Genomic DNA, 17,934 nt, shown 5'->3' with positions numbered 1-17,934 from the left:
TGCTTTTTAGCCCTGGGCGCGGTTCACATCGAAACCACCTTCACCGATGCCATAGGTACCTTTGTTGCCACACCAGGGACAGGTACTGATATGTTCTTCCCCGATGCAGTGGATCTGGCCGCAAACGCACATGGCAAAAGCTATCTGATTGCCGCAGCAGGGGCAGGTGGGGCTGCCAATCAGTTCATCACTGTTGATCCGGGAAGGGCCTGCTGTTTCATCAGACAGCTCCTTGTAAGAATTGTCTACCTGAAAAGCGCCTACCAGCCGGTATGACAGCCGGTTGAAGTCCATGCCATAAATTTTCGCTTCTTCTTCCGATCGCCGGTATTTCATGAGGTAATGCCGGTTCATATTCTGGCATTTACCTACCAGCACGGCGTAATTGCTGTCGGTATACTGTTGTGGTGGTATCGGTTTGGAAAGGTCTATTTTACTCAGGGTATCGTTGTCATATATTTTAGACAGCTCAAATCCGGAGCTGTTTTTCTCCACACTTTCGCTGCTGGTTTTAATGGAATCCGTTACCCATTTGAAGAATTGTTTGTATGCGGCAACATTACTGTTTTTAAAATGAAGAATATTTTCTGTCAGTTCTTTCAGCACATGAATATCTGCTTCGTTACCGAAAGAAATGGCCACCATATTGGCCGTCCGCTGCCACTGCTGCTTCCATTCCGCGATGGCGGGCCGGGTATCATCTGTAGGCACGCCGTCGGTGAAGAGGAATACGATGGGCTTCCAGTCTCCTTTCTGTTCGTAGGTAGTTTTCACCTGGTTCTTTCTCAGTTCATACATGAGGTGTCCCAGCCCTTTGCTCAGGGAAGTGCCGCCACCAACGGGGAAACGGGGTGGGTAAAAATTTATGATCTCCTGCAGGGGCACCAGGGTTTTAGCCTGTCCTGCGAAAACGATGATGGAAACCCAAACGGTTTCAATAGCGTAGGGGTCTGCTTTCAGCGCCTGAATGATCTGTGACAGACCTTCTTCTACCTGCTGTATGGGCTCTCCGACCATAGATTCGGAGACATCTATCAGAAAATAAATGGGCAGTCTTCTCATTATCGGAAGTTTACGGAGGTGACATATACCGTACCAGGCCCTGTGATTTTGAGCATGGTAAGGCCTTCCCCTCCCAGCATATTGCTACCGGAGAAGTGGGAAGACATTCTGTTCTGCATATCGGCATTCATGCAGATAAAACTTTTTTCATCCACAAAAACAGTTTGTCCGGCTACCAGGTCCAGCGTTACAACGGTACCTATCACATCGAGGAAGACAGTGCAGTAACCGGTTATTTTCTGCATGATCAAACCGGTTCCGCCGATCAGCGAGGTGAGGTTCATTTTCACGTCTATATCTATCTTATCTGAAGACGCTACATAGTAGCCGGCTTTACAGATAATACCGCCGGGCACGTTTTTGAGGTTGACCGGCAGCATGCCTACCCTGCCGGCAACCATGAGTTTTTTCGGATTAACGTTGGTGTTGCACAACTCTACCTGAAAGATGCTTTCACCTGTCAGTTTTCTTTTGAGCATACCGGCCACACCTTTGTCAAAAACATTGATGGAGGAATTGATACCTTCCTCATAATAGATCAGGGCTCCTTTCTCACAATAGAATTTTTCGTTGTGAAACAGTTCTACCTGCAGGCTTTTAAAATCGTGCCCTATAAGTTTTACGTTCATATTCCAATCAGATAACTAAGTTCACTTCCTGGGGCGGTGGCGGCAGGGTAACCTGTTCCGTTGTGCCCATACTTTTGTTTCCTTGCTCGATGGTGTCTGACACCCATTTAAAGAACTGGCGCAACGTGGCGCTGTCGGCGGTATCCAGGTGGACGACCGTATCCGTCAGTTCCTTGAGCATATCGTTGTCGGCGGCCTTACCTGCGGCGCATCCTACGATAGCGCCGAAGTTGAGGCCTTTTATTTTAGGGATCATTTCCCGGTACAGCTGCTGATCAGATGGTTTTCCATCTGTAAAAATGAACAACAGCGGGCGCCAGTCTCCTTTCTGGGTGGGCGTTCCACGTTGTACATCTTTTACTACTCTGTGGTAGAGAAAATCGAGTCCTGCACCGGTATGTGTGGGGCCGCTCTGAGGGCAGGTTATTTCCGGCAGCTGAAAACTGACCAGTTCTGTGAGAGGCATCAGCTCCTTCACATCTCTGTCAAAAGTGATGATACTGAGCCACAGAGAGTCCAGTGCATGGGCATCCATACGCAGGTTGCTGACCATTCCGCTCAGGGCATTGTTTAATGCCTGTATGGGTTCTCCATACATGGAACCGGAAGTGTCCAGCAGGAAATATACCGGTAGTCGTCGCATATAACTAACTGTGATGAATGATGATAAATGATGATGAATCCTTACACTACAATATTCAGTTCGGAAGGCGGTGGTGGCAGTTCATGCAGGCCGGTCACTTCTTTTCCGGAGTCTTCTACACGGGTAGAACTGACGCCGATGGAAGCAGTCACCCAGGTGAAGAAGCGGGAAATACTGTGACTGTCGGCAGTATCGAGGCTCACTACATTTTCCGTGATTTGTTTCAGCACGGAAGTATCGGCACTGTGACCTGCGGCGCAGGCTACAGTATAAGCTGTCTTACGCTGACGGAAAGCAGACAGGCCACTTTGCCAGTTATCAGTTGGTACACCATCTGTCATGATAAACACCAGTGGTTTCCAATCGCCTTTCTGTTCTGCAGTAGTTTTGGCCACCTCTCTGTCGATGCAGGAGCTGACCAGCTGCAAAGCCTCTCCCAGCACAGTAGTGCCGGTAGCGCGGATATCTACCATCTGAAACGAAGCCAGATCTGTCAAGGGTACTACCTGTTTGGCAGTACTATCAAAAGTGATGATGCTGATAAACGCGGTTTCGATGGCCTGTGGGTTTTGTCGTAATGCACTGATCATTACCTGCACACCATTTTTTACAGCCTCGATGGGCTCTCCGCTCATAGAGCCGGAAGTGTCCAGCAAAAGGTAAACGGGTAGTCTTCTCATACAATATCGGTTAAATGAACATAAAAGTGCATTGCGCACGGGTCAACGTGTCATCATCTTTTATGCTACAGTAAATTCAATAATTCTCTAAATCAATCAATTCCTGAATCAGGAATAGGTCAGCTTCTTCAGTTCATCGATGAAACTATCGGACTGGTGCGGGTTACCAAGGGCCCTGAATTTCCAGGCGCCATCTTTACGATAAATTTCCGCAAAAGTCATGGAGCACATGCCATTGTAGGTGCTGTCGCCGGAAAGGCTGAAGCGCGCGATTTCTTTACCATTGCGGTCTACCGCACGGATAAACGCATTTTCGATCATCCCGAAATGCTGGTTGTTCGTACGTCCCTGATAGATAGTCACCATGAACAGTATTTTATCGTAACGCTGGTCCAGCTGGTCCAGTTTGATGATGATCTGTTCGTCGTCGCCATCGCCTGCGCCGGTTCTGTTGTCGCCGGTCAGCCAGATATGGCCGGAAGGATGTTTCATGGAGTTAAAGAACACCACATCACTTTCGTATAGTCCCATGGCTCTGCCATCTCTGGTTTGTACGGTGCGGCCCAGGTTGGCTACTTTTCCGTTGCTGTCCAGCAGCATGGCCACAGCATCCAGATCATACTCCTCTTCTTTTTTATCACCGCCAAAGAGTTTGCCGAAGAAACCGCCTTCATTCTTCTTTTGTCTTACATCCCAGCCCAATCCTACCGTCACGGTAGAAAGATCAAATTCTTCTCCTTTATCGTTTTTGCGAAGGTCAATCGTTTGACCTTTAACTAAGTTGATAGCCATATGGATAGGTTTAAGTATGAAGGATATTATTTGATGATCTGTCCTTTAAAGTATTTGGAGAGGAAAAATGCGAGGTCTTCTTTGTAACCTTTACCGGAGGCTTCAAATTTCCACTTCCCTTCTTTTACATAAAGGCGGCCAAACTCCACGCCTGTTTCGATGGAGAAGTCTTCGCCCAGTTCATATTTGGCGATCTCCTGAGAAGTGGCATTATCAACGATACGGATATACGAATCCCTTACCTGTCCGAAGTTCTGTCTTCTGGAGATGGCGTCGTGGATAGTTACCACAAACAGGATTTCCTTTACGCGGGGGTCTACTTTGGTGAGGTCTACCATGATGGTTTCATCATCACCACCGTCGCTGTTGCCACCGGTAGGGTCATCGCCGGTATGATGCAGTGCAGTATCCGGAGAATCCTGGTTGCCATAAAACACAAAAAAACCTTCTTCGGGAATCAACCTGTTATCATCGATCATAAAGGCAGAAGCATCCAGATCGAAGGCCGCACTGGTTCCATCATTCGGTTCCCATCCCAGTCCGACACTGATATTGGACAGACCAATATCAATCCTTTGTCCTTTTTGTAAGTTAATAGCCATTGTTCGGAAATTTTAAACGTAGGTAAGATAATGTTTTTAATTTATAAGTGTTCCGGATGTGCCAAGCCTGTTCCTGCCCGTACAGGAACTGTACGGACAAGATCAGGCATACAAATACATAAATCCTTTTCATCAGGCAAGGGCTAAATACTATCGTTTCGGTATCTCTCTCAGGATATGCAGCAGGTAATCATAAAACCGGCCTACAGAAGATATCTGTACACATTCATTGGGAGAGTGTGCGCCGCGGATGATAGGTCCGAAAGAAACCATATCAGGGCCATTCATCAGGGAGCCCAGGATACCGCATTCCAGGCCGGCGTGGAGGGCACCTACTTTGGGTACATGATCGAAATGGTCGTTATACAGGGAGCGTACCAGTTTCAGGATAGCAGAATCCGGATTGGGTTTCCAGCCGGGATAACCGCCAGTCTGTGATACTTCACAGCCCATATTTTCGAAAGCAGCTCTAACGGCCAGGGCTACATCTTCTTTGGTGCTTTGCACGCTGCTGCGTTGCAGGGACTGTGTAGTAAACACTCCGTCTTTTACGATCACTCTGGCGAGGTTGGTGGAAGTTTCCACGAGGTCTTTGATATCGGGGCTCATCCGGAATACGCCATTGGGCACTGCATAGAGGGTATTCAGCAGTTTGCTGAAATAAGCTGGCTCCATGATGGCCGCAGGTGTGGCTGTTGGGATAGCCTCTACCGTTAGACCGGCTTCAATGGTTTTATATTCTTCATTGAGCACGGCAGTGATTGTACGGATAAACGTTTCAAAAGCGGCTTTGTCGGCACCAGGTATCACCACGGTAGCGCGGGATTCGCGGGGGATGGCATTACGCAGGCTGCCGCCATCGAGGGTGGCCAGGCCCAGGTCGAAAGACTGCTTAGCTTTATACAGCAGGCGGTTCATCAGTTTGTTGGCATTGCCTCTGCCTCTGTGTATATCTATGCCGGAATGGCCTCCCAGCAAACCTTTGATGGTGATGGCATAAGCGATATGACCTGCCGGTACGCCTACCTCCTGATAACTGCCACGGGTATTGGTATCCAGTCCGCCGGCACAACCGATGGTCAGTTCATCTTCCTCTTCTGTATCGAGGTTCAGCAGGATACGGCCGCTGAAATTGGTGGGGTCCAGCTGCATAGCGCCGGTCATACCTGTTTCTTCATCAATGGTGAACATGGCTTCGAGAGCCGGATGCTGTAAGTCTTTAGCCGACAGGATCGCCATGATAGCAGCTACGCCGATGCCGTTGTCTGCGCCTAAGGTAGTGCCGCGGGCCCTTACCCAGTCGCCGTCTATATACATATCGATGCCCTGGGTATCAAAGTCAAATACAGTATCACCGTTTTTCTGATGTACCATATCCACGTGTGATTGCAGGATGACAGTCTGCCGGTCTTCCATGCCGGGGGTAGCCGGTTTTTTAATGACCACGTTCCCGACAGCATCTTTCTTCGTTTCCAGTCCCAGTTGTTGTCCGAATTCCATCATAAAGGCGACCACCCTTTCTTCCTTTTTGGAAGCCCTGGGTATAGCATTCAGGTTGCTGAAATGCTGCCATAAAGCCTGCGGGGCAAGTTTTGTTAGTTCCATGTAAAGCTGTTATAAGAAAATTATTGCGGCATAAATATCCGGCTGGCAATGTATATAAATCCTGTGAAACACACAAAAGGCTATAGATAACGCAGATAGGAACCAGGGTTACTCAGAAAGGAATGGGTAATCCGGTAATGTTCCGTTTCCTGGTATTCAACAGGTTGTATTCCCTCCTCCTGTATCTCATAAAGCTGTGCTTCCGGAATGCCCATCAGGATGGGAGAATGAGTGGCTATGATAAACTGTGTGTTGCGACGCTTCACCATCTCCAGTATATAGGAGATAAGGGCAAGCTGCTTTTGCGGCGACAAGGCGGCTTCTGGCTCGTCCAGCAGGTAGATGCCGTTGTCGGAGATCTTTTCTTCTATTATTTTCAGATAGGCTTCTCCGTGGGAAAAGGCCAGGAGGTTCTCTCCGTAGTCGCGGCGCATCTCACGCAGGGCCATGTTCATTCCATCATTGAGTTCATTGATTACTGCATCGGCCACCTCTCCGCGTAAGGGTTCCAGGTACATATTGTTCCTGTCGCGCTGACGTTTCAGACTATAGATAAAATCGCTGAAATCTTCTGCGCGGAAAAAAAATCCTTGCAATGGTTTTCTGACCTGTTGTATACTCAGATAGGGCTGCAAGGTCCTTGCGGCCTCAAAGCCTTCCCGCATACCGATGTCCCCTCCCATCAGCGGGAGGTCGAGATGAAGTGCGATACTCTCCAGCAAAGTGGATTTACCACTACCATTGTCTCCTACCAGAATAGTGATCTGTTTATCAAGTGCAATGTCTTTGGCAAACCTGACAGCCGGCACGTTATACGGAAAAGGTTGTTGTCTTGTGGCATTAATGGAAAAAGAGCGAAGGAAAGGCATAACAAGCAATATTAAACGATGCTACAAGATAAAACAAAAAGGGTGTATCAAAAGTCACTTTTTTCATTTTTAGATTTCTATTAACAACACAACGAGAGAGCGCTGCCGGATGATACGTAATAACCCTCAAACAAATACATGAACGCCTGGAAGACGCAGGCTATGCCTTTAAATACATATATTTTTTTATAATATTTTATAAAAAAAGTGACTTTGGAATAGTACGTTTTACCTCTGCATTCCACTTTATATTGACAGAGACAGAAGTGCAATGGAGCTTGAACGGTTTCAACTTTTATTGGAGCGAGATAAAAAGCAGCAGCTCTCCGGAGCCTTATAATTTTTAAAAAACAAAGGAAAATGAAAGTAATTTTTTTTCTATCAGGAATGATGGTACCAGGTGTAATGTTTGCCCAGCAAGGGAAATTCACCGTGAATGGAAGTCTTAAAAAAGAAATAACAAAACCAGCAATGGCTTATCTGAATTATCGTACAGCTGATCAAAACATAACAGATTCCTGCATGATAACACAAGGTAAATTTGTATTCAAAGGAAACATTGATGAACCAAAGCGGGCGACCCTTATTGTCAATTACCTGGGATCGGGCATGAAGGGCAATGGTGTAGATCAAAGAACAATTTACCTGGAGCCAGGTAATATAAAAATCAACGGTAAGGATTCGTTACCTGATGCCAGTATAACAGGATCGGCTATCAACAGGGAGCAGGAGGAACTACTGGCGGCATTAAAAGCTCCAGCCGATCAGATGAAGACCTTTATGGCAGATTATTATGCACTGCCCAAAGACAAACAAAATGACTCTTCTGTGCGGGCGGTGTTGGATAAAAAGTATTTTGCCATTAAAGAAGAGGAAAAAACAGCTTATATAAATTTTATAAAAACGCATCCCCAATCCGTTGCAGGACTTGATGCATTGAAAAAATTAGGTACCTCCATCGAGGATTATAAGGTTTTAACGCCTTTGTATGAATCATTCTCCAATAATGTAAAAAACAGTATGGCTGGAAAAGATTATGCAAAAGAACTGGCTATCATGAAAGCAACGGCTATTGGTGCATCTGCACCTGAGTTTACGCAAAATGATACAGCGGGACAACCTGTCGCACTGACCAGTTTCAGAGGTAAATATGTGCTGATTGATTTCTGGGCTTCCTGGTGCAGTCCTTGCCGCGCTGAGAATCCAAATGTGGTAGCGGCTTACTCAAAGTACCATGATAAAGGCTTCGAGGTGCTGGGCGTTTCAGTAGATGACGAAAAATCCCGTAACAACTGGCTGAATGCCATCAAACATGACGGATTAACCTGGCAGCAAGTCTCTGATCTGAAAGGCTGGAATAACGCAGTTAGCCGGATGTATGGTATCAGATATATACCTCAGAACTTTCTGGTAGACCCAAATGGTAAAATAATCGCCAAAAACCTGAAAGGCAAAGACCTCGAGAAAAAACTGGCTGAGTTGTTGAAGTCTTAAATATTCCGGCGTAACCTACAAAGAGGACGTCTCAAATAATTGAGACGTCCTCTCTTTAAAAATGTTTCGTTACCTTATCTCCTCCCCTTTCTTCATCTTATCCAGTAGTTTCTGCTGGTATTCAATCTGATATTTGTTTTCCATTTTGTCTTCGATCCTGCTGATGGCTTCTTCCTGCAAACGGATGGCCTGATCGGTGTCTCCCAGCCGGTATAACAGAAACGCTTTTGTGCCGATAAATTGCGGATCCGGCTTTTCTTTTACGGCACGTTCACACCAGTCCAGCGCTTGCCGTACCAATGCAGTATCGCGGGTATTACGGCCCAGGCTGCGGGCGAAGCTGTTCAGCTCTGAAGCATCTACCTGATGGGCATATTGTTTCATAAACTGCTGTACACCCTGTTCAAAAAGATCATAGGATTTACTACGCTGATACCATTGCAATCTGAATTTTTCGGTGATCAATGTGGCCACTTCCGGGTATTTTTGCTGCTAACGGGTTTGTAAGGCTTTAAAATCATTGGCCCTGGCTTTTATTTGTTGCCAGCTGAGTGCGTGTTCAAAATGGATTCCTTTGTCCTGAGCGGCCGCAGGAAAGGCTATCAGAAGAAGACTATAAAGGAATAATTTCCGGGGAGATGATTTTAGCGGTTTGTACATGCGATCATTTTTAATCAGATCGTTGGTAGCGAACGCCATTTACTATGGGTTCGCCACCTTTTTTATTGGTTGGTTTACTTTCTTTCATTAGGCTCCTATTCGGGATTGAGCTGCATCAGCTTGGGTGCCGCCAGAACTTATCTGTAGCGGCATCGGGAAATTTTACCCAGCGGATAAAATATTCATCCGCCAGAAAATCCTCCATGAGATAATCATTAAAATCTTTATTCATCACATCCATGAACCTTTTCCTTCAGCTGTAACCATACAGACACAAATGGATATCCGGATTATCCCATTTTTCTAAAAAAAATGAAAAAAAATTTTTTTAACGGCGTTGCTGCAGCAGATATAGCAGAACGAGAAGGGAAAAATCGCCGAATTGTTCTCTCAGGCGCTCCAATGCGCGATATACAAGTTTGTAGGTGCCTCCTAGGTTGATATGCATAATCTCTGCTATCTCCTCATACGACAGGTCTTCGTAATACTTCAGGAAGATGGCTTCCCGCTGCCGGTTGGTAAGTGTATCCAGCAGTGCATCTACTTTCCGCTTCAGATCCTGCGCACGCTCAGCTCTGATCAACGGGTGTTCATAAGACAGTTCCAGATTAAAAGGAATATGTTCCCCGGAAAACGCATCCTCCAGCCGGGAAGGGCTGTATTCCAGTTTACGCAGTAATATACGACGGAAAGAAAGCAGCAGGTATTGTTTTACCGCCAGCGGTGTAACAATCGCATCCCTGTTCCTCCATAACTTGAGGAACAGGTCCTGAATACTTTCTTCTATAAAGAATTTATCAGGGGTAAACTTAAATCCATAATTGGTCAATGGCGCGTAATAGCTGTTATAAAGCCCTTCCAGTCCACTGATTTCTCCGGATTTGTACCAAGACCATAATTCTTTGTCGTGCATGTTAAACTAGGAAAAACATGAAGCTGCAATATTACAGGAAAATTCCTTTCAAGACAATTCAGCGGGATAAACCTAACAGGTGCTCACAGCGCAGCAGCGCCCAGTCCAGATCATCTGTTGCACCATCTATAGCTGTCTGATACACCTGTTCCAGTCCGATACGCATCTGATAACAGGCCAGCCTGGCCTTGTCCAGCGGAAACGCTTCAAAATAACGGGCCTGGTATTCCATACAGTCCAACCAGGTACGCCAGAAAAAAATATTAGCCATATCATAAAGGCTGTCGCCTATCATAGCCTCTGACCAGTCTATTACACCCGTCACCAGATGTCCGTCTGTCAACACATTATTGGAACCAAAATCACCATGTACCAGCTGTCGTTTTTCAGGACAGGCTGCAATAGACTGCAGCAACTGCTCCTGTAATGGCACCACCCGTTTCATCGCCACACGCTTACCAGCTTCCTGCCAGTTGTACAACGGATCGTTGACAATGCTTTCCAGATAGGCTTTCCAGCTGGTATAACGGCCATGCCCCTGCGCATTAAAAGGCCCGAAACCACTCATCCCATCCAGCGGCGCCGCTGCCATGGCTTTCATGACACCATCCACTGCTCCGGTAACAGACGGCAACGCCGCCACCGGTAAGTCCTGTAGAGTAACACCCGGTACCAGCACCGACAAACACCAGGCTACACCGTTATCCAATACACCTATCGCCTCTATCTCCGGTATAGGCAAGGCCGGACCGGCAAACCGACGGCATACAAAATCATCTTTCTCAAAACCGTGAATATGGTGATTAGCCCTCAGCACATATTTTTTTCCGGAGATGATCACCCTGAATGCAAAGGACTCTTCCCCATCCTGCACTGGTTCTATATGGGTTATTTCCCCACCCAGTGTAGCGATGGCCGTGATCATTTCCTGTATGTCAACAATTGGTTTTCTCATCTTGTTTCCGGATTATCATATAACATAAAAATAGCCATCTGGTTCTCTCTTAAACATAAATACATTTTCACATATGGAGTATCCAATGGTTAATAGCGCCTTTTGTTTACATTTACCCTGCACTCAAAACCCTGAAAGTATGAGAAAAATAATCTTCAGCGCAGCCATCAGTATAGATGGCTATATGGAAGGCCCCAACGGAGAAACAGACTGGTGCATAATGGATGAGGACATGCAGTTCAATGTCTTTCTGGATGAAACAGATACCATCCTCTTCGGCAGAAAATGTTACGATAAATACCTCAAAAACGGGCCACCCTCAACTTCCAAAATGGACAAAGAATTATGGGACACCATCTTCAGTAAGCAGCTGATTGTCTTTTCCCGGACATTGACTTCGGTCAACAACAGTATTCACCTGGTCAGGGAAAACATGATCACAGCAATGACTTCCCTCAAAGCACAGCCTGGCCGGAACATATGGCTGTTCGGGGGTGCCAGCCTTGCCTCTTCCATGCTGAATGCCGGGCTTATAGATGAAATACAACTGGGCGTGATCCCTATCATCCTGGGCGCCGGCAACCCGCTGTTCACCGGCATCGAACAGCGTATTCTACTGAAGACCAGCCACAGTAAACTGTTTAAGTCCGGAGTACAACAACTTTACCTCGAACCTGTTAAGTAATTTTTACTTGGGCAGCACAATCCTGATATTTCACCATTTTCTCATTTTGACATGGTTTTATCATTCTGATACGGTAGTCCTACTCCTTCCCCATCATCCCTCTCCAAACAATATCTCCCCAAAACCTTTACCATCAAATATTTCACGCGCATAGCCCAAAAGTCTGTTACCCGGGGCACATCTTTGGATATCAGGAAGCCGTTCAATTCACCAATTTCTGTTTCAAGATGAAAAATGTTATTTCCTGCTTTGTCCTGATGTTGATATTATCAAAAGGATTTGCCCAACAAGACACTATGCGTAAAATGCCTCCTGTAGCTGTAGACAGTTCCAACGGAAGAAGTTTACCTTCTCCACTTTCAGCTCCTCCCTTTCCCAGCGGGGAATGGGTAGGTGGCCCATTGGTGGGCATTCCGGCGGACGCACCGGATTATCCGCTGACCCGTGCACTGGGATTGGCCGGCAACAAAAGCCGTATTAAAATTTACGGTTGGGTAGACGTAGGCGGCAACTTCAGCACCAGCCGTAGTTCCAATGCTCCCACTTCCTATAACCTGGTACCCAACAGTGTGGTGCTGGATCAGCTGATTTTGCGGATAGAGCGGCAGCCCAACACCGTACAGCGCGAACATGCCGACTGGGGCTTTGTGGTAGACAATATTTACGGCACAGATTACCGGTATACGCTGGCAAAAGGTATTTTCAGCGACCAGCTGCTGCAAAAAAATAACCTGTATGGTTATGATCCTACCCAGGTATATGCCATGCTTTATCTGCCCCGCGTGGCGGAAGGGCTCCTGATCAAGGTGGGCCGCTTTATCTCACCTGCTGACATTGAAGCACAATGGGCGCCTGACAACTATCTTTATTCCCACTCCCTGATGTTTACCGTAGACCCCTACACGTTTACCGGCGTACATGCCGCGCTGCGCCTCAACGCGCACTGGCAGCTCTTTGCGGGCGTACATGCCGGTAATGATATGGCGCCCTGGAGCAATTCTGCCAGTCCCAACGGACTGCTGATGGCCAGGTGGGTTTCCAGTGATAACAATAATGCACTTTACGGCGGTATCAATTCCATGGGAAAAGGTTACTACAAAAATGCACACGACAATTTACAAATGGTGGTCGCTACATGGGGACACCGCTTCAGCAGCAGGGTACATATGCATACTGAAGCCTATTATATCTGGCAGCACGAAGCAGCCGTAGGAGGCACCGCTATAGAAGGGCCCGGAGAAAAATGGTACATGGGCACCGGACTGGGCGCCACTATCCCCGGCATTGCTTCAGCAGTAGGGCTGGTCAACTATTTCCAGATACAGCTGTCTCACAAAAGGGATTACCTTTCTATCCGCAACGATATGCTAAACGATCCGCAGGGTAACCGTACCGGCTATACGACGGTGTATACCAGCCATACCATCGGATGGGTACATCATTTCAATGATCTGGTGAGGATAAGGCCTGAAGTCCGTTACGAACGTGCCTGGAAAAGCGATGCCACCCCATATGACAACGGGCTGCGCAAAGACCAGTTTACAACGGCCATGGACCTGATTGTACGATTCTGATAAAGTTATAAAGGGGTGGTCTCCCACAGCTAACTGTGCGCATCAAAAGAGAGGCCGCCCTTTTTATGAACATGCCCGGGGTTTTAAAAAGACAGGCTGTATTCTTCCATTTTCCGGTAGAGGGTAGACAACCCAATATTCAATAGCCTGGCTGCTTTGGACTTGTTGCCCGCCGCATACCGCACCACCCACTGGATATGTTGTTTTTCCATAGTAGCCAGATCAAAAGCGCCAGGTTGATGTACCGGGCTCCTGTGGAGACGGATGTCAAGCGGCAGTGTATCTGGTGTCAGTTCTGTGCCGGAAGCCACAATCACGGCGCGTTCTATTACATTTTTTAACTCACGGATATTACCGCGCCAATCGTGCATAGTCAGCTGGGTAATAAATTCACTGTTCATACTGTTCACCTGTCTTCCACTTTTTCCGGCAAACAAATGCATAAAATAAGCAGCAAACAGCGGTATGTCTTCTTTCCGCTCCCGTAAGGCCGGCAGGGTAATGGCAAACACATTCAGCCGGTAATAAAGATCCTCCCGGAAACGGCCGGCTGCTATTTCCTTTACCAGGTCTCTGTTGGTGGCTGCTATAATACGGATATCCACTTTTGTTTCGCGGGTATCCCCTACTTTGATAAACGAAGATGTTTCCAAAACCCGCAGCAGCTTGGCCTGCAGGTCCAGTGGCATCTCCCCGATCTCGTCGAGGAACAGCGTGCCCTGATCGGCTTCTTCCATCAGGCCCCTTTTGTTTCTGGAAGCACCTGTAAAAGCGCCTGCCTTATAACCAAACAATTCACTTTCCAGGATATCCTTCCCGATGGCACTGCAGTTGATGGCAATAAATTCTTTCTCCGACCGGGTGCTGGCATGATGGATAGCCTGTGCAAACATTTCCTTTCCGGTGCCCGTTTCACCGAGTAACAACACCGGAATCCCGCTGGGAGCAGCCTGCGCGGCCAGTTGTTTAGCTTCGCGGATACCGGCAGCAGCACCCAGGATATCATTAAAAGCGGCATAGCGGTTGCCCACACGGGCTTCCAGCTGCAGCACCCTTCGTTGCAATGCTACCTTTTCGAGAGCACGGTACAGCAAGGGAATAATCCTTGCATTGTCGTTGCCTTTGGTGATATAATCAAAAGCACCCTGTTTAATAGCCCGCACACTATCCGGAATATTACCATAGGCCGTCAGCAGGATGGTAGCGGCCTGCAGGCCCCGTTCCTGTACATGGGATACCAGGTCTATACCATTGCCATCCGGCAACATTACATCGCTGAGGATAACATCCACCGGTGTTGTTTCGAGGATACGCCGGGCTGTTTTCATACTGCTGCATTCGTGTACAGCAAAGCCTTCCAGTACGATAATACGTTTTAACAGATGACGAAGTTTCTCTTCATCCTCCACTACTAAGATTGTTCCGGTTGTCATATTTTGGGTGATTTGACAATGCGTCAGATAGCCTGTAACTGTTCATCGGTAATATCCAATATACCTGTGCTGATCTTCAATATCCTTTCCACGTCTTCACTGATGCTGTTCACCAGTTCCTGCTGCGCGGGCAGCAGTGGGCCTGTCCGGCTGTCAGCGAGCAGATTAAGACTCATCTGCATGGAAGCGATGGGTGTTTTCAGCTCATGGGAAGCCGTTGCTATAAATTTTGTTTTGGCGGCAGCCAGTTCCTGTATGGCACTCATATCGCGCAGCACAATCACTTCACCGATCACATCATTATTATTGCTTACACTGATCACCTCTTTGATGAAGGTCGCCGTTTGTTCGCCATTGTTGATTTTCAGCTCCTGATTGGCAGGATGTCTGGTGATCATGTCCAGCACCGGATGGTTCGATGTTTTAACGGGGCCGCATATACGTTTGGCCACCGTGTTCATAAACAGGATATTTTTTTTATCATCGAATACGATAATAGCATCCTTCATCAGGTTGATGATGGTTTCTATCCTTGTTTTTTCGGAGCGTATTTTTTCGAGGTTGCTGGTTTCATAGGTGCGCAGTTTCTCTGCCATCGTATTGATTCCAGCTGCCAGTTCCCCGAATTCATCACCGGGTTGCAGATCTATACGCGCATTGTAATTTCTGGCTGCGATCTGCCCGATACCGGCTTCCAGCAGATTGATAGGACGGGTGATGATCTGCGGAAAGCTGAAAATAAAGATGAGGAAAACGCTGAGCAGGATGAGGCTAATGACAGATAAAGTCAGAATCGTTCTGGAAGCCGAGGCGGAAGCCGCATTGTTTTTATGGACAATGGCTTCCTGGTTGATCACCGCTATCTGCATGACCGTTAGCCGCAATGACTTGATCAGGGCTTCATTCCGGGGATCTGTCTGCAGCTGTTTCATCTGTGCTGCCACCTTGGTGGTGAGGGCTTCTTCCCCATGTTCCGTAACGTTGCGCTGTTGCAGGTCCAGGTTCTGCTGCAACATATCAAAATCTACGGGCCCTTTTTCCAGTGCCTGCAGCATATTGTTACAATAAACGATGGAATGCAGATTCTGTTGGAGAATCAACCGGGCATCACGGTCCAGCTGGTATATACGGTAAATACCCTGCATACTGATCGCTAGTGTCACGGCAAACAGGAATATGAGACCCAGGGTCAGCTTTGTTCTTAACCGTAGCATGATAGTAAAAATTATAAGTTTTCAACCAACATGCCACCAAACAGATGCCATTCCATTATAAATAGCAGCCTCTAAAAACAAAAAACTGATTTTCAATACATTAAAAAAAGTACCTTCTCTCTTTCCATTTGCCGGGTATACCAAAATGGTAGGGTATTTATCAAAATGGTAAGGTATTTACCCGTTTTTTTATTAACGGTTGCAACCGCTGAAAATACTTATATTTACCGCCATCCGGAAACAACATAAAAAAATGTTAACCATATGTCCAATTTGAATGTATTCATTGTCATGCTCGAGAGTAGCAAAACAGAGCAGTTGCCCGTCCGTATCTTCCTGGCCCATCACACACTCAGCGGTATTGTAACCCATGTTGATGTTGATTATGTAGAGATCAGGACCGAAGAAGGTAAACGCGGACTGATATCCCTGGAAAAAATTGAAGCCATCACCGGCCATTGATTCATTTGAAAAAACGATAGCATGGACCAGAACTCCCAACGCCCTGAGCAGGCTTTGCCCGGGCTTATCCGTAAAGTATTGGGCAGCCCGCATTCCGAACAGGTTATTAAAGCACAGATTATTCAGATGGCTTCCCGCAACCTGCATGTGCCTGAAGTGACCACCGCCCTGCTGGAAGTATTGCCCCTGACCAAAGACAAAGAAACCAGAACACAGCTGCTGCAGTTTCTCGCCGGGTTAAACACCTCCCGTTTTACCGATACCGGCGCGCTCTTTCAGGCTTTGCTGGATGTATACCGCCAGGAAAAAGACCGCGATACCCGCACTGCCCTGTTATACCGCCTTCAGGAAAGTATCCACCAGGACCCGCGCCTGGCAGCCTTCTTTGTAGCGTTATCCGGACAGGACTCCCTGAGTGAAGCAGAACGTATAGCCGTTCAGGATACCTTGTCTTCCCTGCCCTCCATCTCAGAAGATACAGCCCTTGCCGCCCTGCAGCAAAACGTGAACGCCCCTACGGTGATGCAGCTGCAGGCCCTCGATATAGCAGAAAAATGCCCTTCCTGGAGTCAGCTGCTGGTCGCCGGTTTACAACCTTACCTCGATGTAAAAAATGACCGCGAAGTACGCTTCCGCATCCTGCGCAGGCTAGCAGGAGCCCGCCTCCTGGAACCGGCATATGCAGACGTCATCATACCCGTGCTGCGCACCGATCCGGAAACATATGCCCGGGCAGAAGCCCTTAACGCCCTCTCCCGGATAAAACCATGGAAAGAAGAAATCATCCTGCAGCTTTTCTGGTCGGCCACCAATGACAGCGATGAAAGTATCCGTAGCCAGGCGCTACGTATGCAATCCGAACTACCCGAACGCACCAACGAACAACTGATCGCCATGGCCGCCCTGCTGGGCTCCGACCGTTCGGAAGGCGTACGTGCTACCCTGTTACAACAGCTCAAACCAGTGATGCGCATCCCGGAAATAAGAACACAGGTAGCAACAGCTTTCTCAGGCCATCCCGGTGTATTTGCCAGCCATGAATTTGATCTGCTCACAGATATGCTGGCTCCCTATGCCGGCCGTGATGAACAGATCAGTCAGCTGCTCCTTCAGAGTATACAGGGACTTCCCAACACCAGCCAGCGCCAGCGGGTATTACAACTGCTGATCGGTAAGATCAGCATGGAAAAAGTGCTGGAGCCTGTGATAGCGCTGTTCCGCCGGGAACACAACGAAACACTGCGGGAAGTACTGTTCAATCAGATCAAAGCCTTGTCTGTAGCGCGTCATCCTCAGCTGGTGGATGTTTTCTGTGCCGAGCTCACAGAACCCGGCTCTCCTTTCCGTATCACCTGCGCCGGCATTCTGGCCAATGCTGCGGAAATATATGCCCAGATACCACCCGCACTGGAGGACGTACTGCTGTACGACAACGACCGCGAACTGGTACGCCTCTGCCTCGACGGCTATCTGCGCCCGGGTGTAGACAAGAAGTTTGATATCCTGATCAACGTTGTCAAAAATGAACTGGCAGACACCCTGTCCAGACAGAAAGCACTGGACGCTACAATGAAACTTCCTTTAGACGATTCACAACAGGAGATGCTGGCTGACGCCCTCTCAGGCCTGAAACCAGGTACTTTAAAAACCTCCTGATAAACT

General features: G+C 47.6%; 19 protein-coding genes. 5 read left to right on the top strand and 14 right to left on the bottom strand.

Annotation, left to right across the window (positions count from 1 at the left end):
- Window positions 1-6 precede the first annotated feature (6 nt).
- The 8 genes from DF182_RS26125 to DF182_RS26090 all read right to left on the bottom strand — a co-directional run bounded on the left by DF182_RS26125 (window position 7) and on the right by DF182_RS26090 (window position 6,882).
- On the bottom strand, window positions 7-1,062 hold the full coding sequence (locus tag DF182_RS26125; RefSeq protein ID WP_113618703.1) for a TerY-C metal binding domain-containing protein: 1,056 nt from the start codon (window positions 1,060-1,062) through the stop codon (window positions 7-9).
- Window positions 1,062-1,691 (bottom strand): AIM24 family protein, encoded by a 630-nt coding sequence (locus DF182_RS26120; protein WP_113618702.1) that lies wholly within the window; start codon window positions 1,689-1,691, stop codon window positions 1,062-1,064. Before DF182_RS26120 ends, DF182_RS26125 begins: the two co-directional genes overlap by 1 nt.
- A 7-nt stretch (window positions 1,692-1,698) precedes the next feature.
- Window positions 1,699-2,334: a vWA domain-containing protein gene (locus tag DF182_RS26115; RefSeq protein WP_113618701.1), complete on the bottom strand. Its 636-nt coding sequence runs from the start codon at window positions 2,332-2,334 to the stop codon at window positions 1,699-1,701.
- Between the two features lie 41 nt (window positions 2,335-2,375).
- Window positions 2,376-3,014: a vWA domain-containing protein gene (locus tag DF182_RS26110; RefSeq protein WP_113618700.1), complete on the bottom strand. Its 639-nt coding sequence runs from the start codon at window positions 3,012-3,014 to the stop codon at window positions 2,376-2,378.
- A 108-nt stretch (window positions 3,015-3,122) separates the two neighbouring features.
- Complete coding sequence (locus tag DF182_RS26105; RefSeq protein WP_113618699.1) at window positions 3,123-3,806, bottom strand: TerD family protein; 684 nt, start codon at window positions 3,804-3,806, stop codon at window positions 3,123-3,125.
- Between the two features lie 26 nt (window positions 3,807-3,832).
- Window positions 3,833-4,408, bottom strand: coding sequence for a TerD family protein (locus tag DF182_RS26100; protein WP_113618698.1), 576 nt, complete (start codon window positions 4,406-4,408; stop codon window positions 3,833-3,835).
- Between the two features lie 150 nt (window positions 4,409-4,558).
- Window positions 4,559-6,013: an aminoacyl-histidine dipeptidase gene (locus DF182_RS26095; RefSeq protein ID WP_113618697.1), complete on the bottom strand. Its 1,455-nt coding sequence runs from the start codon at window positions 6,011-6,013 to the stop codon at window positions 4,559-4,561.
- A gap of 80 nt (window positions 6,014-6,093) precedes the next feature.
- Entirely contained in the window at window positions 6,094-6,882 is a 789-nt protein-coding gene (locus DF182_RS26090) for an AAA family ATPase (protein WP_113618696.1), read from the bottom strand.
- 360 nt (window positions 6,883-7,242) lie between these two features.
- Here DF182_RS26090 and DF182_RS26085 point away from each other — a divergent pair, with 360 nt between their 5' ends.
- The gene (locus DF182_RS26085) at window positions 7,243-8,376 is read left to right on the top strand and encodes a TlpA disulfide reductase family protein (protein ID WP_113618695.1); all 1,134 of its coding nucleotides are present in this window, start codon (window positions 7,243-7,245) and stop codon (window positions 8,374-8,376) included.
- A 69-nt stretch (window positions 8,377-8,445) separates the two neighbouring features.
- Here DF182_RS26085 and DF182_RS26080 read toward each other — a convergent pair whose 3' ends face one another.
- The 4 genes from DF182_RS26080 to DF182_RS26065 form a co-directional block, all read right to left on the bottom strand.
- Window positions 8,446-8,850: a hypothetical protein gene (locus tag DF182_RS26080; protein WP_147243552.1), complete on the bottom strand. Its 405-nt coding sequence runs from the start codon at window positions 8,848-8,850 to the stop codon at window positions 8,446-8,448.
- A gap of 18 nt (window positions 8,851-8,868) precedes the next feature.
- Window positions 8,869-9,036 (bottom strand): hypothetical protein, encoded by a 168-nt coding sequence (locus DF182_RS32390; RefSeq protein WP_153260017.1) that lies wholly within the window; start codon window positions 9,034-9,036, stop codon window positions 8,869-8,871.
- Window positions 9,037-9,364: 328 nt separating this feature from the next.
- On the bottom strand, window positions 9,365-9,949 hold the full coding sequence (locus tag DF182_RS26070; RefSeq protein WP_113618692.1) for an RNA polymerase sigma factor: 585 nt from the start codon (window positions 9,947-9,949) through the stop codon (window positions 9,365-9,367).
- A gap of 58 nt (window positions 9,950-10,007) precedes the next feature.
- Window positions 10,008-10,904, bottom strand: a complete 897-nt coding sequence (locus DF182_RS26065) for an aminoglycoside phosphotransferase family protein (protein ID WP_113618691.1) — start codon at window positions 10,902-10,904, stop codon at window positions 10,008-10,010.
- Window positions 10,905-11,043: 139 nt separating this feature from the next.
- Here DF182_RS26065 and DF182_RS26060 point away from each other — a divergent pair, with 139 nt between their 5' ends.
- On the top strand, window positions 11,044-11,589 hold the full coding sequence (locus tag DF182_RS26060) for a dihydrofolate reductase family protein (protein WP_161964273.1): 546 nt from the start codon (window positions 11,044-11,046) through the stop codon (window positions 11,587-11,589).
- A gap of 227 nt (window positions 11,590-11,816) precedes the next feature.
- On the top strand, window positions 11,817-13,163 hold the full coding sequence (locus DF182_RS26055) for an outer membrane beta-barrel protein (protein WP_113618689.1): 1,347 nt from the start codon (window positions 11,817-11,819) through the stop codon (window positions 13,161-13,163).
- A gap of 83 nt (window positions 13,164-13,246) precedes the next feature.
- Here the strand turns inward: DF182_RS26055 and DF182_RS26050 are convergent, their stop codons facing one another.
- Together DF182_RS26050 and DF182_RS26045 are read right to left on the bottom strand one after the other, a co-directional pair.
- Window positions 13,247-14,596: a sigma-54-dependent transcriptional regulator gene (locus DF182_RS26050; protein ID WP_113618688.1), complete on the bottom strand. Its 1,350-nt coding sequence runs from the start codon at window positions 14,594-14,596 to the stop codon at window positions 13,247-13,249.
- Between the two features lie 23 nt (window positions 14,597-14,619).
- On the bottom strand, window positions 14,620-15,810 hold the full coding sequence (locus DF182_RS26045) for a histidine kinase dimerization/phospho-acceptor domain-containing protein (protein WP_113618687.1): 1,191 nt from the start codon (window positions 15,808-15,810) through the stop codon (window positions 14,620-14,622).
- A 264-nt stretch (window positions 15,811-16,074) separates the two neighbouring features.
- Between DF182_RS26045 and DF182_RS26040 the strand changes: the two genes are divergently transcribed.
- Both DF182_RS26040 and DF182_RS26035 read left to right on the top strand, forming a co-directional pair.
- Window positions 16,075-16,272 (top strand): hypothetical protein, encoded by a 198-nt coding sequence (locus tag DF182_RS26040; protein WP_113618686.1) that lies wholly within the window; start codon window positions 16,075-16,077, stop codon window positions 16,270-16,272.
- A 21-nt stretch (window positions 16,273-16,293) separates the two neighbouring features.
- Window positions 16,294-17,928 (top strand): HEAT repeat domain-containing protein, encoded by a 1,635-nt coding sequence (locus DF182_RS26035; protein ID WP_113618685.1) that lies wholly within the window; start codon window positions 16,294-16,296, stop codon window positions 17,926-17,928.
- Window positions 17,929-17,934 lie beyond the last annotated feature (6 nt).

Source organism: Chitinophaga flava (assembly GCF_003308995.1).
Classification (GTDB): domain Bacteria; phylum Bacteroidota; class Bacteroidia; order Chitinophagales; family Chitinophagaceae; genus Chitinophaga; species Chitinophaga flava.
This window is presented reverse-complemented; position numbering and strand designations above follow the sequence as displayed.